Genomic DNA, 19,849 nt, shown 5'->3' with positions numbered 1-19,849 from the left:
GAATCTAGATGGCAGCGATCAGTACTTGATCGGATCTGCCCCACCGAAAAAGTCTTCAGCAGACCCGAAAATGTTGTCTCGCGAGATGCTGTTCTTATGCCCGCACTTCTGGCATTTACACGTATACCTGTCGTCGTCGAACCCATCCTGGACGTTCAAATGATCGTTGCAACGGTCACAGAACCAATCGACATCGGGAAATCTACTCATTTTCTGCTCCTCGACCAGGAACGAGGTTAATCCTCTTCGTCTTCGTCTTCGTCTTCGTCTTCGTCTTCGTCTTCATCTTCATCTTCGTCTTCGTCTTCGTCTTCTTCGTACCAAAAGGTGTATGCGTCACCGACCTCACCCATCGCCGATTCGAACTCTTCCTCTGCAGCTTGAAGTGTGATCTCTGCTCGCTGATGCTGCTCCGACAGCCGAGCAACCTCGTCGTCATCACCAGCAGCAGACGCCGCATCCATGTCACGTACAAGACGTTCTTCGAGTTCCTGCGCTTCGTCCCTGGCAGAGTCAGCCCTGGTGGATTCAGCCTGCAACCGTTGCATGTCTGCTTCGGCCTGTGCTGGGTCGTTGTCTGCTCTTGCCAATGTTTGGCTCCTGACTTCTCGGGTGAGACTGATTCCATCGATATCTTTACATTAGATGCGATCTGAGCAGTTGTCCCTCCCGTCAAGCCAACGGCCGATTGCCAGATATAGGCGTTGGTTCAGCTAGGTTCGCCCAGAGTGGGGCATGCTGATCACAACGCGAGTTAGCTGAACTGGAACACAACCCGTCGATCCGGCCGAGCCAGTGAAACTCTCCGAGTGCGTTAAACCACGTTCCGCGAGGCCGATACACCGAGCCGCACACCTCGGCCCCAGGTGCACCTAGGTTCCGAGACGGAGCGGCGATCATTGTGTGCGTCGGTACCGCTGTGTAAGTGCGATCATGACGGTATACACCCACCGAATTCGGTGATCGCCACAAGCGTGGGGCCAGGCAAGACGTTGGAGCCTGGGCCAATCCAAGAACGGGCAGTCGCGTGCCTCAGAGCGTGGACAACGCAAGACACACGTCTACCTGACACACTCAAGTCGCCGAACTAGCGGCCAGTTCCGGACAGCACCGAGTCCGCCACCTCGACCTGTCGTACTGCGGTCTCCCTGGGGCGAAGCGATCGGGCTCCGAGTCCGCCACTTCGATCTGCTCCGTAAGAGACTGAATGTCGTCGACAATGCGGTACAGGTCGACAACGTGATGGACGTCGGCACTCCGAAGTCCCACAAGTCGCGAGCAGTACCGGTGCCGGCGTTCTCGACGTGTACGCAGACCTCTTCGGCCACGACCTCGAGGCTGTTGGGACGCCCTCGATCGTGCAGTTTCAGCGCAGCGTGTGGGCAAAGTGTGGGCAGACGGGGCGAGTCTGGCCCACCCCAACGCAGAAGAAAGGCCCTAACCTACACCGACTGGTGAGATCAGGGCCTTCGTGGCGGAAGCGGAGGGATTTGAACCCCCGGACGCTTTTACACGTCTCTCGCTTTCAAGGCGAGTGCATTGGGCCGCTCTGCCACGCTTCCGTAGAAGATACTAAACGCCCCGTGCGCCGCGGGGCGAATCGCGGTCGGTCAGCGTGCCTGGACCTCCGACTCGCCCATCGCCGCGTCTACCTCCTCGAAGATGTCGCCGAGCGCCATCAGCTGCCGCCGTGTCAGCAGATCGACCAGATGCTTCCGGACGCTCGACACATGTGTGGGAGCTGCTTCAGCGAGCCTTCGGGCGCCTTCGTCGGTGATGGCGGCAAGCACGCCTCTGCCGTCGTCGGCGCAGGTGTTCCGCAAGACCATCCCGTCGCCTTCCATCCGGCGAATCTGGTGGGTCAACCGGCTACGCGAGGACAGGACGCCGTCGGCGAGATCGCTCATACGTACTGATCCGTCCGTTGATTCGGACAGCATCACCAAAATCCGGTATTCCGCCATCGTCAGGCCATGTGCGTCCTGCAAATCTTTGTTGAGTACCCCCATCAATCGTTGGCCGCCGTCTACATAGGCGCGCCACGCTCTCATTTCCGCAGCATCGAGCCACTGCGGGTCCCCCCCTGGACCAAAGGATCTTTCGGCCGTCACCCGACCATATTAGGCAAGGACTGCTACCGGTTAGTAGATCCCTGCCATTGATGTCCGATTTGTCCTGACAACGTTTGCCGAAAACATGCCGGAATTGCACACAGCTGGGACGTTGAATGTGGCTGCGCCGCCACGCCTACGCTGGGAGCCATGCACGCAATCACACTGACCGAGTTCGGGTCCCCCGACGTCATGGAGTGGACCGAGGTCCCCGATCCGCACCCAGGCCGTGGCCAAGTCGTCGTCGACGTCGCTGCTACCGCGATCAACCGCGCCGATCTCATGCAGCGGCAAGGTAACTACCCACCGCCTCCCGGTGCGAGCGAGATTATGGGGCTCGAATGTTCGGGCGTGATTTCCGAGCTCGGCGAAGGTGTCCACGACTGGAAGGTCGGCGACCGTGTGTGCGCCTTACTCGCCGGTGGCGGTTACGCCGAACAGGTCGTCGTGCCGTCCGCTCAGCTGTTCCCCATTCCCGGTGAACTAGATTTGCATGCGGCAGCGGCACTTCCGGAGGTGGCGTCGACTGTCTGGTCGAATCTCGTCATGTACGGCGGCATGCGATCCGGACAGGTCCTGTTGATCCACGGCGGCGGTAGCGGAATCGGCACGCATGCCATCCAGGTAGCAAAGGCATTCGGCGTCACCGTCGCAGTCACGGCCGGCTCGACATACAAACTCGACTTCTGTAGAACTCTCGGTGCAGACATCACCATCGACTACAAGAACCAAGATTTCGTCGAGGTGTTGCGGTCCGAAACCGACGGCCACGGTGCCGATCTCATCCTCGACAACATGGGTGCAAAGTACTTGCAGCCCAACGTGAATGCGCTCGCGATGGATGGCACCCTCATCACTATCGGAATGCAGGGCGGAGTCAAAGGTGAGTTGAACTTCGGCGCACTCCTCGGCAAACGCGGAACCATCCACGCCGCCGGATTACGCGGCAGACCCGAAACCGGACCGTCGAGCAAAGCGAACATCGTCTCGGACATGACCGCTCGCCTGTGGCCGATGATCAGCGAGGGACAGATCAGTCCTATCATCCACGCCGAAATTCCGATTACCGATGCGGCCCTGGGACATCGAATGCTCGACGCCGAAGACACCATCGGCAAGGTGATCCTACGAGTGCAGTAATCGTGCAGTAGAGGCCCGGCGGCACCTACCTAGTGCGGTCGGGCGTCTACGCCAGCTTGGACAATGCTTCGACGAGCTGATCGATCTCGTATCGCGTCGTATACGGAGCGAGCCCGATGGTGACAGCACCACCCTCGTCGTTGACACCCAACGCGTCGAGCAACCGGCTTCCGCTGTGGATTCCGCTGACCGTTCCGATCCGGGCCTGAGCGAGGTGCTCGGCAACCTTTTCGGCAGAAGTTCCCGAGACTGTGAAGCTGAGCGTGGGAATGCGGCTGGGAGAGTCGCCGAGAACCATCACATGATCGAGCGTTGCCAGTCGTCGGATCAAATAGTCGAACAATTTGTCGTGGTAGTCCTGCAGCGAACCGATGGACAGCTGAAGGCGTTCGCGTCGCGTTCCGGTGGCCTCCTCGTCGAGGTTGGCGAGATAGTCGATGGAGGAAACGACACCGGCGAGCAATGCGTACTGATGCCCACTGACCTCCAACCTTTCTGCGCCCTTCGCAAAAGGGTTGAGCGACATCGACGGAATGCGGTCGATCAAGCTGGGATCACGAAACACGAGCGCACCGACCTGAGGCCCACCCCACGCGGAAGCGTTGATGGCAAGGACGTCGGCTCCGAGTTCTTCGATGTCGACGTGGGCGTACGGCGCCGCACCTGCAGCATCGACGACGATGAGGCCGCCGACGGCGTGAACACGATCCGCCGCGACCCGGACGTTGGGAGCCGAGCCGACGATCGGTGACGCAGCGGTGACAGCTACGAGACGGGTACTGGCGGTGATGAGCTCCTCGAACTGCCAGCTGGGCAGCTCACAGGTGTCGATCTCGACCTCGGCCCAGCTCACACGTGCGCCGTAGCGATTGGCGATGCGCAGCCAGGGCGCAACGTTCGCTTCCTCGTCGAGCCGAGAGAGAACCAGACCGGTTCCGAGGCCGAGACGGGGCGACAGCGACTCCGCCAGCCACGCCAGCATGGTTCCGCGATCGGGCCCGAGCACTACTCCTGCCGGGTCACCGCCGACGAGGTCGGCAATCGCTTGCCTGGCTGCCTCGAGGAGCCCGGCGCTCCGACGCGAGGACATGTGTCCGGAGTTGTGATTCGGCGCACTTCCACGAAACGCCGTCGATACCGCGGTCGACACACGATCGGGGATCTGCATCCCGTTTTGTGGATCGAGGTGAATCCAGCCGTCGCCCAGTGAGGGAATCGACCCTCTGACACGTGCGACGTCGTACCCCATGCCGGACACTCTAAGCGTCGATTTCGTGAGCGTGTTTTCCACATCCCTTATTCGCATCCGCCGCCCTGTCGACTCGCACGGTTGTTTCCCCCGATCCCGCCCCACAAACAGGATAATTGGACCCGCTCGTCGCGCAATACCTGGCAACGCGCAAGGATAGCGTTATGACGCAATCGGACTCGAACTCGAATCCCGAAGCCGGTGACCATGTCGTCGTGATCGGTCCCAATGGAGAGCCTCTCGCACTGAGCCGCGCGGAGGCAACCGCTGCAGCCGCACGAGCAGCAGGCAGCGGGCCGCATCGGAACGTCGATCCGGCCGACGCCGAGCAACCTCTCTCGGACATGGTCGAGCAACCCGCCAAGGTCATGCGCATCGGCACAATGATCAAACAGTTGCTCGAGGAAGTGCGCCTCGCGCCCCTCGACGACGCCAGCCGAACCCGACTCAAAGACATCCATCAGTCGTCGATTCGCGAGCTCGAGCAGGGCTTGGCGCCCGAACTCCGCGACGAGCTCGAACGCCTGGCGCTGCCCTTCGGAGAGGACGCCATTCCCTCCGACGCCGAACTGCGGATCGCACAGGCCCAGCTCGTCGGGTGGCTGGAAGGTCTCTTCCATGGAATTCAGACGGCACTGTTCGCTCAGCAGATGGCCGCACGCGCCCAGCTCGAGCAGATGCGTCAGGGCGCACTACCGGCCGGGGGAATGCTGAACCCTGGCATGGGTGGCCCTGGTGGCGGAGGCGGTACCGGTCAGTACCTGTAAACGGGTAGGGTCGACCGTCGTGTCGGCCCCACCGAAGAATTCCGAGAGCGAAGCAGGAGAACGCGTGTCCGTTTCCGTTCCCGTTTCGGACTCACAGACGTTCAAGCGCGCTTTCGGCGATCTGACGACGGGATTCAGCCAGCGAGAGCTGTGGCTGCATCTCGGTTGGCAGGACATCAAGCAGCGCTACCGCCGCTCGGTGATCGGACCTTTCTGGATCACCATCGCCACCGGCGTCCAAGCCGTCGCGATGGGCTTGTTGTATTCGGTACTTCTCGACGTCGACCTGAAGACCTTTCTGCCGCACGTCACTGTCGGCCTCATCATCTGGGGTCTGATCAGTGCGTCGATCCTCGAAGGTGCCGATGTGTTCGTCGCGAACGAGGGGCTGATCAAACAGCTGCCCAGCGCGTTGAGTGTGCACATCTATCGCCTGGTGTGGCGCCAACTGCTGCTGCTGGGCCACAACCTGCTGATCTACGTGATCATCATCGCCGTGTTCTTCCCGCCGAACGGTTTCCATTGGTCCGATTTGGCTGCTATTCCGGCGCTCGCATTGATCTCGCTGAACGCGCTGTGGGTTGCGATTCTGTTCGGCATCGTCTCAACCCGCTACCGCGACATCGCGCCGATTCTTGGCAGCATGGTCACATTGTTGTTCTTCATGACTCCGATCGTGTGGACCACGGCAGGCCTCGAATCGATGGGCGGCGACGCTGCCAAGCGGGCCAAGCTGGTCGAGCTCAACCCGCTCTTTCACTATCTCGACATCATCCGGGCACCCATGCTCGGCGAAACTCAGGAGCTGTACCACTGGTACATCGTGATCGCGTTCACGATTGTCGGCTGGCTGCTCGCCATCTTCGCGCTCAAGAAGTACCGGGCCCGCGTGCCCTACTGGGTTTAGGGGTCTGAAACTTTGTCTGTCAGCATCAGCACGCACGACGCTTGCGTCGACTTCCCCATCTTCGACGCCAAGACGCGTTCATTGAAGAAGGCATTCCTCGGCAAAGCCGGTGGAGCCATCGATCGGAACTCCTCCGACGTCGTCGTCGTCGAGGCGCTCAAGAACATCACGATGAACTTGAAGGACGGCGACCGCATCGGGCTCGTCGGACACAACGGTGCAGGCAAGTCGACGCTGCTGCGACTGCTGTCGGGCATCTACGAGCCCACCCGGGGCAGTGCCTCGATCCGCGGCCGCGTCGCGCCGGTGTTCGATCTGGGCGTCGGAATGGACCCCGAGATCTCCGGCTACGAGAACATCATCATCCGCGGACTCTTCCTAGGCCAGACACGCAAGCAGATGCTCGCGAAGATGGACGAGATCGCTGACTTCACCGAGCTCGGCGAGTACCTCGACATGCCGCTACGGACATACTCGACGGGTATGCGGGTGCGCGTCGCGATGGGCGTCGTTACCAGCATCGACCCGGAGATTCTGCTGCTCGACGAGGGTATCGGTGCCGTGGACGCCGAGTTCATGAAGAAGGCTCGTATCCGCCTTCAGGAGCTGGTGAAGCGCTCCGGGATTCTGGTGTTCGCCAGCCACTCCAACGAATTCCTGGCCCAACTGTGCGACCGCGCGATGTGGATCGATCACGGACAGATCCGTCAAGAAGGCGGAATCGAGGAGGTCGTCCGGGCCTACGAGGGCGACGACGCAGGCGATCACGTCGCGACGATTCTGAAGGAACTCGAGCGCGAAAGTGCCTGAGAAAATTGTCGGGGTGATCGTCACCCACAAGCGTCGTGAGCTCCTAGCCCTGTCGCTGGACGTCGTGGCGCATCAGAGCCGTCCGCTCGATCATCTCGTCGTCGTCGACAATGCGCACGAAGATGCCGTCCGCACACTCGTCGAGTCGGCGGACATCCCGACCACCTATCTTGGGTCACATCACAATCTCGGTGGAGCCGGCGGCTTCGCACTCGGCATTCTCTACGCGCTGTCCCTCGGGGCCGATTGGGTATTCCTCGCCGACGACGACGGCAGACCCGAAGGGCCCGACGTCCTGGCGACGCTCTACGCCTGTGCACAGAAGCACGGCCTCGACGAGGTCTCCCCCGTCGTCTGCGACATCGACGATCCCGATCGGCTTGCGTTCCCGTTGCGCCGCGGAACGTCATGGCGACGCCTTCGTTCGGAATTGATCGACCCGCAGAACCCCGAAGACGATCTACTCGAAGGCATAGCTTCGCTGTTCAACGGCGCACTGTTCAAGGCGTCGACCATCGATGCGGTGGGGGTACCGGATCTGCGACTGTTCGTCCGCGGCGACGAGGTCGAGGTCCATCGACGGTTGCAGCGCTCGGGCTTGAAGTTCGGCACCTGCTTGACGACGGCCTATGTGCACCCCAACGGTGCCGCGGAATTCAAACCGATCCTCGGCGGACGTATGCACACGCAGTATCCGGACGATGCGACGAAGCGGTACTTCACGTACCGAAATCGCGGATATCTGATGTCGCAACCCGGAATGCGAAAGCTGCTGCCGCAGGAATGGATTCGATTCGGCTGGTACTTCCTTGTGACGACTCACAACCCGAAGGGACTCGCCGAGTGGTTGCGGCTTCGGCGCCTCGGCCGGCGGGAGCATTTCCGGCGGTAAGTCGGGGGCCCTGAGCATGTGACACCGTGCCATCCTCGGCTACCGTGTGCGCATGACGGAACCTCGGAAGCTGACGGATCGACTTCGGCATTCGGCACGCGAGAAGATCCAGCGAACAATCGGCGAAGTTCTCGACAAGCAGACGGCTCAGTTGGCCGAGCAGACAGGCACTCAGCAAGCCAAGCTTCTCGAGATCCTCGACCGTCAACGCCGAGAGATCGACGACCTTCACGCGTTCATTCGCGGCCTGGAAATGCGTATGCGACGCGACATCCCGTACGCATCCGACGTCGAGGCAGCAGCGCAGAGCGCCGAGTTCGCCGAGGAGGTCATGCCCAAAGCGCCGACCTTCCTCCGTCCGCACGCAACTCTTCGCTTCGCGCTCGGTGAAGTGTCCGTGCCCGGCATGGCGCTCGAATTCGGGGTAGCCAGCGGCACCACCCTGGAAATCATTGCCGAGGAGTCCGCGTCGAAGAAGGACGTGACGATCGTCGCCGGCTTCGATGTCTTCTCGGGGCTACCCGAAACCTGGCGCAGCGGATTCCCGAAAGGCCTGTTCGAGCAGGAGAACCTGCCTCAGGTCCCCGGTGCCGAAATCGTGCCTGGTTTGTTCGAGGAATCGCTGCCCGAGTTCTTGAAGCACCACGACGACAACCTGGCGTTCCTACACCTCGACGCGGACCTGTACTCGTCGACGATCACGGTGCTCGACCTGGTCGCCGACCGACTCGTCGTCGGGACCGTCATTGCCTTCGACGAGTACTTCAACTTCCCGGGCTGGCGTAATCACGAGTACCGCGCCTGGACGGAGTTCGTCGCACGCACGGGAACCGAATTCGACTACCTCGGTTACACCGCGGACAACGAGCAGGTGGTCGTTCGGATCCGGCGAGCTCCGACGCTGCAGGCGAGCAGGGCCGATCAGGCCTGAGAAATTCGGACGAGGTTTCCTGCCGGGTCACGGAACGCGGCGTCACGAACACCCCACGGTTGACTCGCGGGTTCCTGCAGGATTTCGGCGTTACCCGCTGCCCGCACCTTTTCGAATGTCGCATCGAGGTTGTCGGTACGAAACAACACGCCGGGAAGCTCACCCTTCGCCAGTAGAGCCGCCAACTCGTCGCCGAGTTCCGCCGACCGACCGGCATGAGGTTGCGACAGGACGATCTCGATTTCGGGCTGCTCGGCAGGGGTCAAGGTGATCCAACGGAAGCCGTCGTTGGCAACTTCGTTCTTCACTTCCAAGCCCAGGGTGTCGCGGTAGAAAAGCAGTGCGGCGTCGGGATCGTCGACGAGGACATGTACGTGGCTCAATGAGACTGTCATGTCTGCAAATCTAGGGCTGCGCGACGACCGATGCTTCTTCGATCCTGCTCGTTTGTGCCGGACTCCGACGCGGCCGTCCCAGCAACATGGCCGAGCAACTGGGCACCACCCGACTGTCGTGGTGATCGCGTGACCGATACGCGCTCGGTGTCTCACCCACGATCTCGGTGAACCGACTACTGAACGAACCGAGACTGGTACAGCCGACAGCGAAACACGCCTCGGTCACGCTCATGTCTCCGCGACGCAGAAGCGCCTTGGCCCGCTCGATGCGCCGCGTCATCAAGTGCCCATAGGGCGTCTCACCGTAAGCATCGCGGAACCGGCGACTGAAATGAGCCGTCGACATGTACGCCGCGCGAGCCAGCGTCGGGACGTCGAGAGGACTCGCGTACTCGCGATCCATCAAATCGCGGGCACGGCGAAGATGACGCAGTTCTTCGAGGTCGGCCCCACTCATGGGTGAAATCCTACGCCCGAGTTCAGCTGTAGAGCCGGGCCCAGTTCTCGCGACTCGTCAGTTCGGGCATTGCGATTCGGTAAGCGTCGGACACGTCCGCAGTTTCGGTCCGGAGACGACGCAGTGCCTGCACTCCGCGTGTGAACAGCGTCTTGGCCGCATCCTTGTCGCGCTTGCGAACTCGGACACCTTCCTGCGAGCGATCTGTGACGACTGCATGTGCGAACAGGGACACATGCCACCAATGTGCGTCGTCCGCCGAGATCGCAACCGGTCCGGGGTGTACTCGCCCACGCCACTGATTGAGGACCCTCTTGGCCAGCACAGCCCACTCCAGATTCTTGTTCGGAGTAGGACCTGCCGGGGTGATGAACATGTCTGCTGGACGAACGTCGGGCACCGCATTTGCGTTGTGCCGCTTGGTCTCCCCATAAGCTGCCCGCTCACGACGAATCGCCCCGGCGGCTTCCATGCCGCCGTCGAGAAGATTGCTCGGGCCAGCGAGGAAATCCTCGATGGCCTTGATCAAAGTGAACGCCATCCCGTACTGCATCGAGACCAGATAGCGAAACAGATCGGTACTCAGCTGGCGCGCAAGCTTTCTACCGTCGAGGCCTCCGTGCAACGCAGCGGTGATCATGCCGTTGCGGAGATTGAAGTACCTGTGCCACTCGTCCCAGTCCTTCCACGCGAAGTCCGCATGCCAGACAGCAGCACCGGGAAGGGTGACAGTGGCAAAACCGTTCGCGCGAGCGCGGTAGCCGTACTCGATGTCGTCCCACTGGAAGAACAAAGGTAGCGGGTAGCCGATCTGCGAGACGATCTCCGACGGGATCAGGCACGACCACCAACCGTTGTAACCGGCGTCGACGCGAATGTCCTGCTTCTTCTTCAGCGCGCTCTTGTCCGAGATCGCGTCCTTGACGTGAAGACCGGCTTCGATCTTCTGCAAATTGGCAACCTCGGCGCCTACGTGCACACGATCGGGATGCAGCAGATACAGCATCTGCGCGCCGATGATCGCCGGCTCGACGGTCTTGTTCGCGAATGCATTCATCCGGACGAGCGCCTCGGGCTCACACAGCACGTCATCGTCCATGAAGATGACGTTCGCGGGATCCCCACCCTTACCTTGCACCTCGTACAGGCCTCGGGTGAATCCGCCGGCACCACCGAGGTTTGGTTGGGTTATGTAGACCAGTTGGTCGCCGAGCTCGGCCGAAACTCGCTGGAACTTCGCGCGTGTCTGCACCTGATCCGTGCCCTGATCGACCACATATACGTTGTCGACTCCGTTCAGCGCGATCGGATCATCCGCCATCGCGGCCAAGGTGTTCGCGCAGTCGTCGGCGCGGTTGAAGGTACAGATGACAACCGAGGTAGGACGCAATTTCTCCGGTGCGTCGACCGACCAATCGGCATCTTCCACGGTCAGCTCACCCGAGCTGGTGGTGAACCTGACGAACAAGGCGCCGCCGTCGAGGAACTGCTGAACCTTCACTGCCATGCTGAGACGACTCGACTGCCCGTCCGTGTCGACCGTGGTGCTCGAAACTGTCCGCTTACGACCTTTCGAGTCGGTCGCGACGATGTCGATGCGCCCCGCCCCGGTGACCGCAGCTTCGAATCGGACCTCGGTGACATCGGTCCACCGCTGCCAGTAGCTGGCCGGGAACCGTCCGAAGTAGCTGTTGGTGTCGACGGTCGTGCGCTTGGAGAGTACGGCCACGTAGCGCGAGCGCTCGGCATTTCCCTTCGCGACATTCGCATACATATCAGCGCTGACCAGTGGGGACGGTCCGTCGAAGAGCAGGCGCTGCGCGGTCAGGTACGCCGGCGTTGTCGATCGGACGTCGGAATCGGCCCCGACCTCCAGACGACCGACAAGCGACACGTCAGGCTTCTCCATACAGTCGACTACCTTTCAAAGCTGTGCTGGGCTGCGCAATCGGCGCAGTCCGACCGTTGCCCAGGCTATCAACGGACACACGTCCTACCTTCATCGCGCCGCGGGACTCACAAACCAGCGGTAGCCGCGGCCTTCAGTTCGTCCTTGCGCCCACGAAGGGACAGCAGTCCACGTGCCATCGCCAGGACATCGCCGCCGGCCACTCGACTGGGCTGATCGCGGTGTGAATCGGACAACCGCACAGGGAGTTCGACGGGCTCGATACCAGCCAACTCCAACGCGTAATCGAGCTCGGTAGTGAACAGAAAACCAGGTTCGGCGAGAGAACCGACGAGTGATCTCAGCAGTTCCCCGTCGATCAGGAACGTCCCCTGCGGGTCTTTGGCGCGGGTGCCGAGAATCAGGCGGCGAAGAATCGAGAAGCCTCGCGTCATCGTCGATCGCATCGGTCCGCGGTCGATCACGGACTCCGGATGTCCCTTGGACCCGATCATGAGCAGCGGCGCGTGCCCCATGCTCTCGGTGAGTACTCGTGCCGCGTCGAGATCGTCGAAGCCGAACGGAAGATCGTCCGCGGTGAGCAGTACCTGAGCACCGCGACTGTTCGACGAGCCGACCCGGAGCGCGTTGCCCATTCCTTTGTCGCTGGTGAACAGTCGCAGAGCGACCGTTGGATGGTTCCACTCCTGCTCCAGTCGGCGGCAGATTAGTGCGGTGTCGTCGGTGGACCCGTTCTCCACCACAATGATCTCGGCCGGTATCCCGGTGAGGTAATCGCCGAAGCGCCCGACCGTGACTTCCAGGACCCGTCCAGAATTGTGGGCGGGGATGACGATCGACAAATCGAGCTGAGACTTCCCCTCGGGAAGGGGTGCAGACGTACCCACCGAACAACTCCTTCAACCCACCACGGTTGGATGGTCAGCGGAAATACTACGCTGCATCGAAGCGCACCAGTTCCAGGCAACAACCATCGACGAAGGCGTCTCGTGAACACTGCACTTCCCCTGACCAAACGGGTTGCTCCACCGATGCTTCTCGCGCTCGCCGTGGCTCTCACCGCCGCCATTCCGTTGCTGTCCAATCGCTGGTTCTACTACTGGGACGACAGTGCGGCAGCGTTCGCACCGGCATGGCACACCATCGGCGAACGTCTTCTTGCCGGTTCGTGGCCGACCTTGATCCCTGAGATGTGGGCCGGCGGGAACATCACCGCCGAAGCCCTGTACGGCACGTACAACCCCGTACTGCTTACAGATTCCGTCGTCATCGCACTCATACCGAACCTTGCCATCGGAATCACTCTGGTCAAGATGCAGTTCATGGCAATTCTGGCCGTCGGCGTCTATGTACTGGCGCGGCAGTTCGGCGCACGACAGTCCATGGCATTCGTTGCAGGCTTCGCAATGCCGTTCGCCGGTTACACGCTGTACTTCGACGCATCAAGTTGGGCATCGGGATTGATCGCCTTTGCGTGGCTGCCCCATGTTTGGTGGTCGACGCGCGCAGCGGCCCGTGGAACGGTGAATCCCCTCGTATCCGTCGTTTTCGGTCTACTGGCGATGACGACAGGAAACCCCTACGGCGCTGTTGGTGTTGCTGTTGTGTACCTGGCGGTGGCAGTGGAGTGCATCTTCACTGGCAGAGCCCCACGAATTTTGTCTATGGTGTGGAGCGGTGCGGCCGTACTTGCCATGGCGCTGATCGTCTATCTACCACTCGCATTCACCACCGGCGTGTCCGTCCGAACGCAATCCGGTGTCTCCAACGACGGCGCCCTGCGCCCAGATCTCGGTGATTTGCTCAACCTGAGCGCGCCCAGCAATCTACCGCTTGTATCGGTGTTCGGTTCGTCTTACACCACTATCCCTCTCGGCTTTCTTGCGTGGTTCATCATCCCGTTGGCCCCCTGGCTGAAGTGGTCCGAACTAAAGTTCTTGACACGCCAAGGACTTTCACTTCTGGTCTTCTTCGGCATCTATCTCGTACTGCTACTCGGCCCCTCCAACCTATGGCTCTTCCGTTGGCCGGCAAGGTTGATCGAATACGGGCAACTTCCGATAGTCATCGCATTTGCGGTCGCTGCGAGTGCTGGGCTTTATCGCGATCGCGCCAAAGTCCGGGCGCTGATCAGCGCAGTCCTACTGTTGGCACAGTTCTACCTGTCTTGGTCGAACGTGCCAGAAGACCTCGGGATTCACGCGCTGTCACTTCTGGTATGTGCGGCCTTGACCGCAATCGTTATTTTGTCGGCCTGTCGATACCCGAAAGGCGTTGTTGGAGGGCTAGTCCTTGGAACGCTGACCATATTGTCGCTGCAAACGGTTGCATGGTTTCCGGGCAACGACAACGTGACGCCCTGGCGTTTCCCTCGCCAGATCGGATTCATGCAGGATCGATTCGAGAACCGCTACACCGGTAATACATTCGTCGTTGCCGATACGAAATACATCTCTCCAGACGACCCCACTGGCCAGTGGGGCGATCTGCTTTTCGGTAATGCCTGGCAACCCGCAGGAGTGCGCGCGATAAACAGCTACGCCGGAATCAGCTACGGCGACTTCGTGAATGCCCTCTGCCTGAACTACTACGGCGGAGTGACCTGTCCGGATGCCGTCCTGCGACTAGACGCCACGGCGCCCGGAACCGACGTGAGCTGGCTCGATGCGTTGAAGCTCGAAACTGTCGTCGTCCAGAACAGTGGGCCATATGGCGGCTACCATGCATTCGACTCGTTCTCACCTGACGAGTGGACGATCGACAAGAGTCGAGGTGTCACCGTAGCGCGGCGGAATGCGCCATTGCCCTGGCCCGATGGACGACTGTCGGCCGTCGGACCCGATGTAACCATTGAGGGCGATTCCGCTGCCACCGATACAAGCGAAACCGTGCAGTACAGCGGGTCAGGTACTGCGACGTTCGCTCTGCTGGCCTGGCCGGGATGGACGGCAACCGTGGACGGCACCGAAGTACCGATCACCGCAACGCCTGGGGGGCTTATCCAAGTAGATCTTCCGTCCACTTCCGAGGGTGGGAGTTCCCTGGACTTGACGTACGCTCCCCCTGGACGCAACCTCGGAATCGGTTTGGCTGCATTAGGATTGGCGGCCGCCCTGGCACAGGCAATCCTCTACTCGGTAATGCGCCGACGCCAGAATCACGCGGTTCGGACGGAAGCCGATGAAGTCACCTCGTCGACAACGCCGTGAGCCGGTAGAACGGACGCCCGCTCACGGTCGGCATCGCCGGTGCCGTCCACTAACGCGAGGAAGCTGCGTAGCTGCGCGGCGAGTGGTTCCTCGCTGTACCGAATCGCCGGAATCTCGATAATGGTCTGTTGCTGATACCCATCTCGATCTGCCGGTAGTTCCTCGTCGACATGGCGATAGATTGTTATGTCGCGTCGCAGTAGGTCGATCTCGATCAGACGATCGGCTTCGAGAAGCGAGATCTGGCGGATTTTACGCTGACTCACACGGCTCGCCGAGATGGTTGCGATCGCTCCTGAGTCGAAACGAAGGATCGTGTCGGCACAGTCCTCGGACCGGTTGGCCTTGGACGTTTCATGGAAGAACCCGAAGTCGCCTCGAACGACGCTCGGTTGCGACCCAACGAAGTGAATGGCCAAATCGACGTCATGAATCAACAGGTCGGTCGCAACCCCGGTGGTTATCCGCGGGACAAATGGCGAATGCCTGATGCCGTTGACCTGCCATACCTCCCCCACGAACTCCTTTGCAGTTCGGACTGCAGGATTGAAACGCTCGAGCAGGCCACACATCAATGGAATTCCCTGCGCCGAGGAACGTTCGATGAGATCGCGACTCTGCTCATACGTTGCAGCCAAAGGCTTTTCGACCAGAACTGGCTTACCGAGGTCGAGCACTCGTCCCGCGATATCGTAGTGTGTCGGAGTGGCCGCGGCGACGACGACGGCGTCGATATCGGCCAAATCCTCGAAGTCTTCGGCCCAGCGGCATCCGAAACGATCGGCGATTTCCTTGCCCTGCTGTTCCCGTGGTTCTACGAGCAGACTCAGTTCACAATCATTGGACTGAGCGAGCACCCTGGCGTGCAGCGAACCCATACGGCCTGAGCCGATCAATGCAATCTTCGGAACGGCGTTCATATTCAGACCTCCAAGGCGTTGCGGACGGAGGCGACGATCTGATCGATATCTGCGGATTCGAGAGCGGCATGCACCGGGATGCTCAGGCACCGCGCTGCGACCGAGGACGCAACCGGCGTCTCTTCGATCACAACACGGGGATGGGACCGATAGCACTCGTAGTCGTATACCGTCCTCGGATAGTAGATTCCGCTGCCGACGCCCTTGTCGGCCAAGCGAACAGCCAGTTCGTTGCGATCTACAGGACTGTCTTCGTCGATGAGCAGAGTGAACTGGTGCCACACATGTCCGCGTCCCGGAAGCTCGCTCGGAACTCGCAGACCGGCAACATCCTTCAACCCCATCGCCAGCATGTCCGCGTTACGCCGGCGCCGTTCCACTTGATCGAGATACCCACGCAGTTGTGGGAGCCCTAGGCTGGCTTGCAAATCCGTCATCCGATAGTTCTGACCGACCATTTCGTACTCGTAGCGCGCACGCATTCCCTGATTGCGCAGTACACGCAAACGATCGGCTAGGTGGTCACTATCGGTGGTGACCATCCCGCCCTCGGCCGTAGTGAGGTTTTTGGTGGCGTAAAAGGAGAAGCAGCCCATCCCGAAGCTGCCCGCACCCTGACCGTCGAACGTTGCCCCGTGTGCTTGGGCCGCATCCTCGATGATGCTCAATCCGCTCGCATCGGCGACGGACCCCAATCGAGCCATATCCGCAGCCTGCCCGAAGAGATGCACGGGCATCAGCACTGCGGTTCGATCTGTCACAGCAGCACTCGCCGCGGCAGGATCCATGTTGAAGTCCGATTCCGAGATATCGGCGAATCGAACGGTCGCTCCGGCCTCGAGAATCGCGTTGACCGTGGCCACGAATGTGAACGGGCTGGTCAGCACTTCATCACCGGGTTTGAGATCGTGCACCGCAAGCGCCGCTATGAGCGCAGTCGTGCCGTTGTTGACGGCGACGGCGTGGCGTGTGCCGACCAATTCGGCGAACCCATCCTCGAAGCGCTTGACCTTGGGACCCTGCGCCACCATTCCGGATCGGAGCGTATCGAGAACTTCGCGCTCCACATCCTCGCCGAATTCGATACTGGAAATAGAGATCACTACATTTCCCCTCGGTACGTAAGATGTGCGGACGATAGCGTGGAATATCGGGCCAAGTCGACTCTGACCCTAGCGTGGAGCACGAAGTGAGCGTCGCAGCACCTGCCCCGCGTAAGGTCGTTTCATCGCGCGGAACGAACTATTGCTCGGATCGGACTTTGGAGGGTATTTGCAGTGTCGAGGATGAATATCGGGTCGGATTGCCATATTCACCCCACCGCAGTCGTCGGCGACGACGTGGTTATAGGAAGTCGAGTCACCGTAGGCCCCTATGCCGTTCTGAGCGGGCCGATCGTCATCGGTGACGACTGCTGGATCGGCGCCCACTGCGTTCTCGGCACTCCTCCCGAGATATACGGATTTCCACACTTCTCCTCGTACGATGCCGTCGGGGAGGGCTTCGGTATCGAGATCGGGCCCCGCACTGTCATTCGCGAGCTGTCCACCGTCCATAAAGGAAGCGAACGCCGCACCATAGTCGGTCCCGATTCCTTCATCATGAATCGCGTCTCCATAGAACATGACTGCCAGCTGGGCGCAGGAACAGTTGCAGCGCCCGGCACCACGTTCGCAGGGCATGTCACTGTAGGTCCAGGCAGCAATATGGGTATGAACAGCGCGGTGCACCAGCGACGAGTCATCGGGGAGGGCGCGATGGTGGGCATGGGAGGCATCGTCACCAAAGACATTCCCCCTTTCGCAACTGTGGTCGGGAATCCAGCAGCAATGCACGGCGCAAACGTTGTGGGAATGAGACGGAAGAACTACCCACAGCCTGATATCAACGCGATATCCGAAGCGTATTCTTCCCAGCTAATTCCGGATTTGTCCCTTTTGTCGGACAGTACAGCAGAGGCGTATCGCCGGTGGCTGCCGATCTCGGCCAAGCCACTGCTCACCTAGACCTTGCCGATCGAGCACGCGATGGTCGACTGCTGGCATGAAAAATTCCGTGGGTTGGTAACCTCATTACCCATGTCGGCATTGCACGCGAGATCAACGTGAGTACTCCGTCCGACTCGTCGCCGCCTCAGTCGACTAACAAAGCTCTGTTGGGCAAAGCTCTGCAACTTCTGGTCACAGTGGCAATTTTTGTTGCGATCTTCTTCGCAGTGAAGTCCCAATGGTCTCAGGTCAAGGGCACGATCGCTGATCTCGATTGGTGGTCTCTGATCGCGTCCGGAATCTTCGTGTTCCTCGGCATGGGTGCCGCAGTCCGGGCGTGGCAACATGCGCTCGGGGCGCTGGAGCATCCGATTCCCGCCTTCGACGCCGCGCGATGCTATTTGGTGGGCCAGTTGGGAAAATACCTCCCGGGTAGCGTCTGGGCATTTGTACTACAAACCGAACTGGCCCGACGCGCCGGAGTGTCTCGCGCCGCCGCCTTCACAGCTGTACTGGTCACTGTTGGACTGAGTACGACGTCGGCGTTGGTCGTGGGCCTGCTCGGCCTGCCCGCTTTGTTCCAAGTAAGCACCCTTGCCGCGATTCTGGTCATCGTGGCTGTACCGATCGCTTTGATCTGCGCTTATCCACCGATTCTTACGAAACTGGTCAACTTCGCGTTGAAGCTGCTCCGCAAGGCCCCTCTGGCCAAACAACTCACCATGCGCAAAATCGGGCTTGCACTCGGATGGTGCGGACTCAGTTGGGTGCTCTATGGCGTCCATCTGTGGATTCTGGCGTCCAGTTCAGCAGGATTCCATCTCGGCGGGTTAGTGCAGTGTATCGGCGCACTTGCCCTCGGCATGTGTGCGGGCGTGCTCGTAATCGTCGCCCCATCCGGGATCGGCGTCCGCGAGGCGGTCGTAGTCGCGGCGCTGTCGCCTTTCATGGACGCAGGCGTCGCACTAGGGCTGGCGCTCGTTTCGCGTCTTGTCTTCACACTCTGCGAGGTTTCGGCCGGCGTAATTGCTGCCGCCGCAGGATCCCGAGTGCTGCGCAATGCACTGGTACACGAACACTCCAGGGTCGACGCCACGACGGCGTGATCAGGCTCCGGGCGCGGTACGTCCGTTGAGAACAACCTCGGTTTGTGCATAGCCGCTTTCAGTCGCATCCTTCTGCGGACGCCACCACTGCTCGTTCTCGCGGTACCAGTCGACCGTCGCCTTCAGGCCGCTGCGGAAGTTCACGTACTCAGGCGTCCAACCCAATTCGGTGCGAAGCTTGGTCGAGTCGATTGCGTAGCGCAGATCGTGGCCCGGTCGATCGGTGACGAAATCGAATGCGTCGGCGGCCTGCCCGGTTTCCTCGAGGATCGTCTCGAGGACCTCACGGTTGTTCTTCTCCCCGTCGGCGCCGATCAGATACGTTTCGCCCATCGCGCCCTTTTCGATGATCGTCCACACCGCGTGGTTGTGATCGTCGACGTGGATCCAGTCCCGCACGTTATGTCCGGCGCCGTACAGCTTCGGCCTGGCACCGGACAGAATATTGGTGATCTGCCGAGGAATGAACTTCTCGACATGCTGGTACGGGCCGTAATTGTTGGAGCAGTTCGAGATCGTGGCGCGAACCCCGAACGACCGCACCCAGGCCCGCACCAGAAGGTCACTCGACGCCTTCGTCGAGGAATACGGGCTCGACGGGTTGTACGGAGTCGACTCGGTGAAACGAGCTGGGTCGTCGAGCTCGAGGTCCCCGTAGACCTCGTCGGTGGAGATGTGGTGGTAACGGACGTCGTGCTCACGGACGGCCTGCAGCAGCGTCGTCGTGCCGATGACGTTGGTGTGGACGAACGGCCACGGGTTGCTCAAGCTGTTGTCGTTGTGCGACTCCGCGGCGAAATGAACCACGAGATCGGTATCCGCGACAAGCCGGTTCACCAGTTCTGCATCAGCGACGTCACCTTCGACGAAGTCGATCTTGTCTGCCACCGAGTCCAGTGACGAGCGGTTACCCGCATAGGTGAGGGCATCGAGCACCGTCACCTGCGCATCGGGTCGCTCGGCCACGGTTTGATGCACAAAATTGGCACCGATGAACCCGGCGCCACCGGTAACGAGCAGTTTCATAAGGGCAACCATACCGGCCCGACTGCTTT

Annotated in this window: 19 protein-coding genes and 1 tRNA gene; 9 read left to right on the top strand and 11 right to left on the bottom strand. The window is 60.7% G+C overall.

The genetic code is table 11. From position 1 onward, the window contains the following. Positions 1–236 precede the first annotated feature (236 nt). From H2510_RS07030 to H2510_RS07020, 3 genes are all read right to left on the bottom strand, one after another. Positions 237–590, bottom strand: a complete 354-nt coding sequence (locus H2510_RS07030) for a hypothetical protein (protein ID WP_186627575.1) — start codon at positions 588–590, stop codon at positions 237–239. Between the two features lie 882 nt (positions 591–1,472). After that, positions 1,473–1,562: transfer RNA gene (locus H2510_RS07025), tRNA-Ser, on the bottom strand. 48 nt (positions 1,563–1,610) lie between these two features. Then, a complete protein-coding gene (locus tag H2510_RS07020) occupies positions 1,611–2,111 on the bottom strand; it encodes a MarR family winged helix-turn-helix transcriptional regulator (RefSeq protein ID WP_397517325.1) in 501 nt (166 codons plus the stop codon). A 150-nt stretch (positions 2,112–2,261) separates the two neighbouring features. On the opposite strand from H2510_RS07020, the gene H2510_RS07015 reads away from it, so the two are divergent. Beyond that, positions 2,262–3,251, top strand: coding sequence for an NAD(P)H-quinone oxidoreductase (locus H2510_RS07015; protein ID WP_186627573.1), 990 nt, complete (start codon positions 2,262–2,264; stop codon positions 3,249–3,251). A gap of 46 nt (positions 3,252–3,297) precedes the next feature. On the opposite strand, the gene H2510_RS07010 is transcribed toward H2510_RS07015, so the two are convergent. Continuing rightward, positions 3,298–4,500, bottom strand: coding sequence for a cysteine desulfurase-like protein (locus tag H2510_RS07010; protein ID WP_186627572.1), 1,203 nt, complete (start codon positions 4,498–4,500; stop codon positions 3,298–3,300). Between the two features lie 164 nt (positions 4,501–4,664). Between H2510_RS07010 and H2510_RS07005 the strand changes: the two genes are divergently transcribed. The 5 genes from H2510_RS07005 to H2510_RS06985 all read left to right on the top strand — a co-directional run bounded on the left by H2510_RS07005 (position 4,665) and on the right by H2510_RS06985 (position 8,807). After that, positions 4,665–5,267, top strand: coding sequence for a bacterial proteasome activator family protein (locus H2510_RS07005; protein WP_186627571.1), 603 nt, complete (start codon positions 4,665–4,667; stop codon positions 5,265–5,267). Positions 5,268–5,331: 64 nt separating this feature from the next. Continuing rightward, positions 5,332–6,174 carry an ABC transporter permease gene (locus H2510_RS07000; protein WP_315901272.1) on the top strand — a complete coding sequence of 281 codons (843 nt, stop codon included), beginning with the start codon at positions 5,332–5,334 and terminating at the stop codon, positions 6,172–6,174. Positions 6,175–6,186: 12 nt separating this feature from the next. Continuing rightward, complete coding sequence (locus tag H2510_RS06995; RefSeq protein ID WP_186627569.1) at positions 6,187–6,984, top strand: ABC transporter ATP-binding protein; 798 nt, start codon at positions 6,187–6,189, stop codon at positions 6,982–6,984. Further along, on the top strand, positions 6,977–7,876 hold the full coding sequence (locus H2510_RS06990; protein WP_186627568.1) for a glycosyltransferase: 900 nt from the start codon (positions 6,977–6,979) through the stop codon (positions 7,874–7,876). Before H2510_RS06995 ends, H2510_RS06990 begins: the two co-directional genes overlap by 8 nt. A gap of 52 nt (positions 7,877–7,928) precedes the next feature. After that, positions 7,929–8,807: a TylF/MycF/NovP-related O-methyltransferase gene (locus tag H2510_RS06985; RefSeq protein WP_136170439.1), complete on the top strand. Its 879-nt coding sequence runs from the start codon at positions 7,929–7,931 to the stop codon at positions 8,805–8,807. On the opposite strand, the gene H2510_RS06980 is transcribed toward H2510_RS06985, so the two are convergent. The 4 genes from H2510_RS06980 to H2510_RS06965 all read right to left on the bottom strand — a co-directional run bounded on the left by H2510_RS06980 (position 8,798) and on the right by H2510_RS06965 (position 12,458). Next, positions 8,798–9,202 carry a VOC family protein gene (locus tag H2510_RS06980; RefSeq protein ID WP_186627567.1) on the bottom strand — a complete coding sequence of 135 codons (405 nt, stop codon included), beginning with the start codon at positions 9,200–9,202 and terminating at the stop codon, positions 8,798–8,800. The two genes, H2510_RS06985 and H2510_RS06980, sit on opposite strands and share 10 nt — an antisense overlap. 10 nt (positions 9,203–9,212) lie before the next feature. Beyond that, positions 9,213–9,662, bottom strand: coding sequence for a helix-turn-helix transcriptional regulator (locus H2510_RS06975; protein WP_186627566.1), 450 nt, complete (start codon positions 9,660–9,662; stop codon positions 9,213–9,215). Positions 9,663–9,684: 22 nt separating this feature from the next. Continuing rightward, a complete protein-coding gene (locus tag H2510_RS06970; protein ID WP_186627565.1) occupies positions 9,685–11,571 on the bottom strand; it encodes a glycosyltransferase in 1,887 nt (628 codons plus the stop codon). A 107-nt stretch (positions 11,572–11,678) separates the two neighbouring features. Then, complete coding sequence (locus H2510_RS06965) at positions 11,679–12,458, bottom strand: glycosyltransferase (protein ID WP_186627564.1); 780 nt, start codon at positions 12,456–12,458, stop codon at positions 11,679–11,681. Between the two features lie 102 nt (positions 12,459–12,560). Between H2510_RS06965 and H2510_RS06960 the strand changes: the two genes are divergently transcribed. Beyond that, positions 12,561–14,780 carry a hypothetical protein gene (locus tag H2510_RS06960; protein ID WP_186627563.1) on the top strand — a complete coding sequence of 740 codons (2,220 nt, stop codon included), beginning with the start codon at positions 12,561–12,563 and terminating at the stop codon, positions 14,778–14,780. On the opposite strand, the gene H2510_RS06955 is transcribed toward H2510_RS06960, so the two are convergent. Together H2510_RS06955 and H2510_RS06950 are read right to left on the bottom strand one after the other, a co-directional pair. Beyond that, positions 14,729–15,700: a Gfo/Idh/MocA family protein gene (locus H2510_RS06955; protein WP_186627562.1), complete on the bottom strand. Its 972-nt coding sequence runs from the start codon at positions 15,698–15,700 to the stop codon at positions 14,729–14,731. The genes H2510_RS06960 and H2510_RS06955 overlap by 52 nt on opposite strands. A gap of 2 nt (positions 15,701–15,702) precedes the next feature. Beyond that, on the bottom strand, positions 15,703–16,803 hold the full coding sequence (locus tag H2510_RS06950) for a DegT/DnrJ/EryC1/StrS aminotransferase family protein (RefSeq protein ID WP_186627561.1): 1,101 nt from the start codon (positions 16,801–16,803) through the stop codon (positions 15,703–15,705). A gap of 183 nt (positions 16,804–16,986) precedes the next feature. Between H2510_RS06950 and H2510_RS06945 the strand changes: the two genes are divergently transcribed. Together H2510_RS06945 and H2510_RS06940 are read left to right on the top strand one after the other, a co-directional pair. Continuing rightward, a complete protein-coding gene (locus tag H2510_RS06945) occupies positions 16,987–17,706 on the top strand; it encodes a DapH/DapD/GlmU-related protein (protein ID WP_186627560.1) in 720 nt (239 codons plus the stop codon). A 98-nt stretch (positions 17,707–17,804) separates the two neighbouring features. Continuing rightward, on the top strand, positions 17,805–18,794 hold the full coding sequence (locus tag H2510_RS06940; RefSeq protein WP_315901271.1) for a lysylphosphatidylglycerol synthase transmembrane domain-containing protein: 990 nt from the start codon (positions 17,805–17,807) through the stop codon (positions 18,792–18,794). On the opposite strand, the gene rfbB is transcribed toward H2510_RS06940, so the two are convergent. Beyond that, entirely contained in the window at positions 18,795–19,820 is a 1,026-nt protein-coding gene (rfbB, locus tag H2510_RS06935; protein WP_186627559.1) for a dTDP-glucose 4,6-dehydratase, read from the bottom strand. Between the last annotated feature and the right edge of the window lie 29 nt (positions 19,821–19,849).

The organism is Rhodococcus sp. BP22, assembly GCF_014281965.1.
Taxonomy (GTDB): domain Bacteria; phylum Actinomycetota; class Actinomycetes; order Mycobacteriales; family Mycobacteriaceae; genus Rhodococcoides.
The sequence above is the reverse complement of the archived record's forward strand: the minus strand, read 5'-3'. Positions and strand labels throughout refer to the sequence as shown.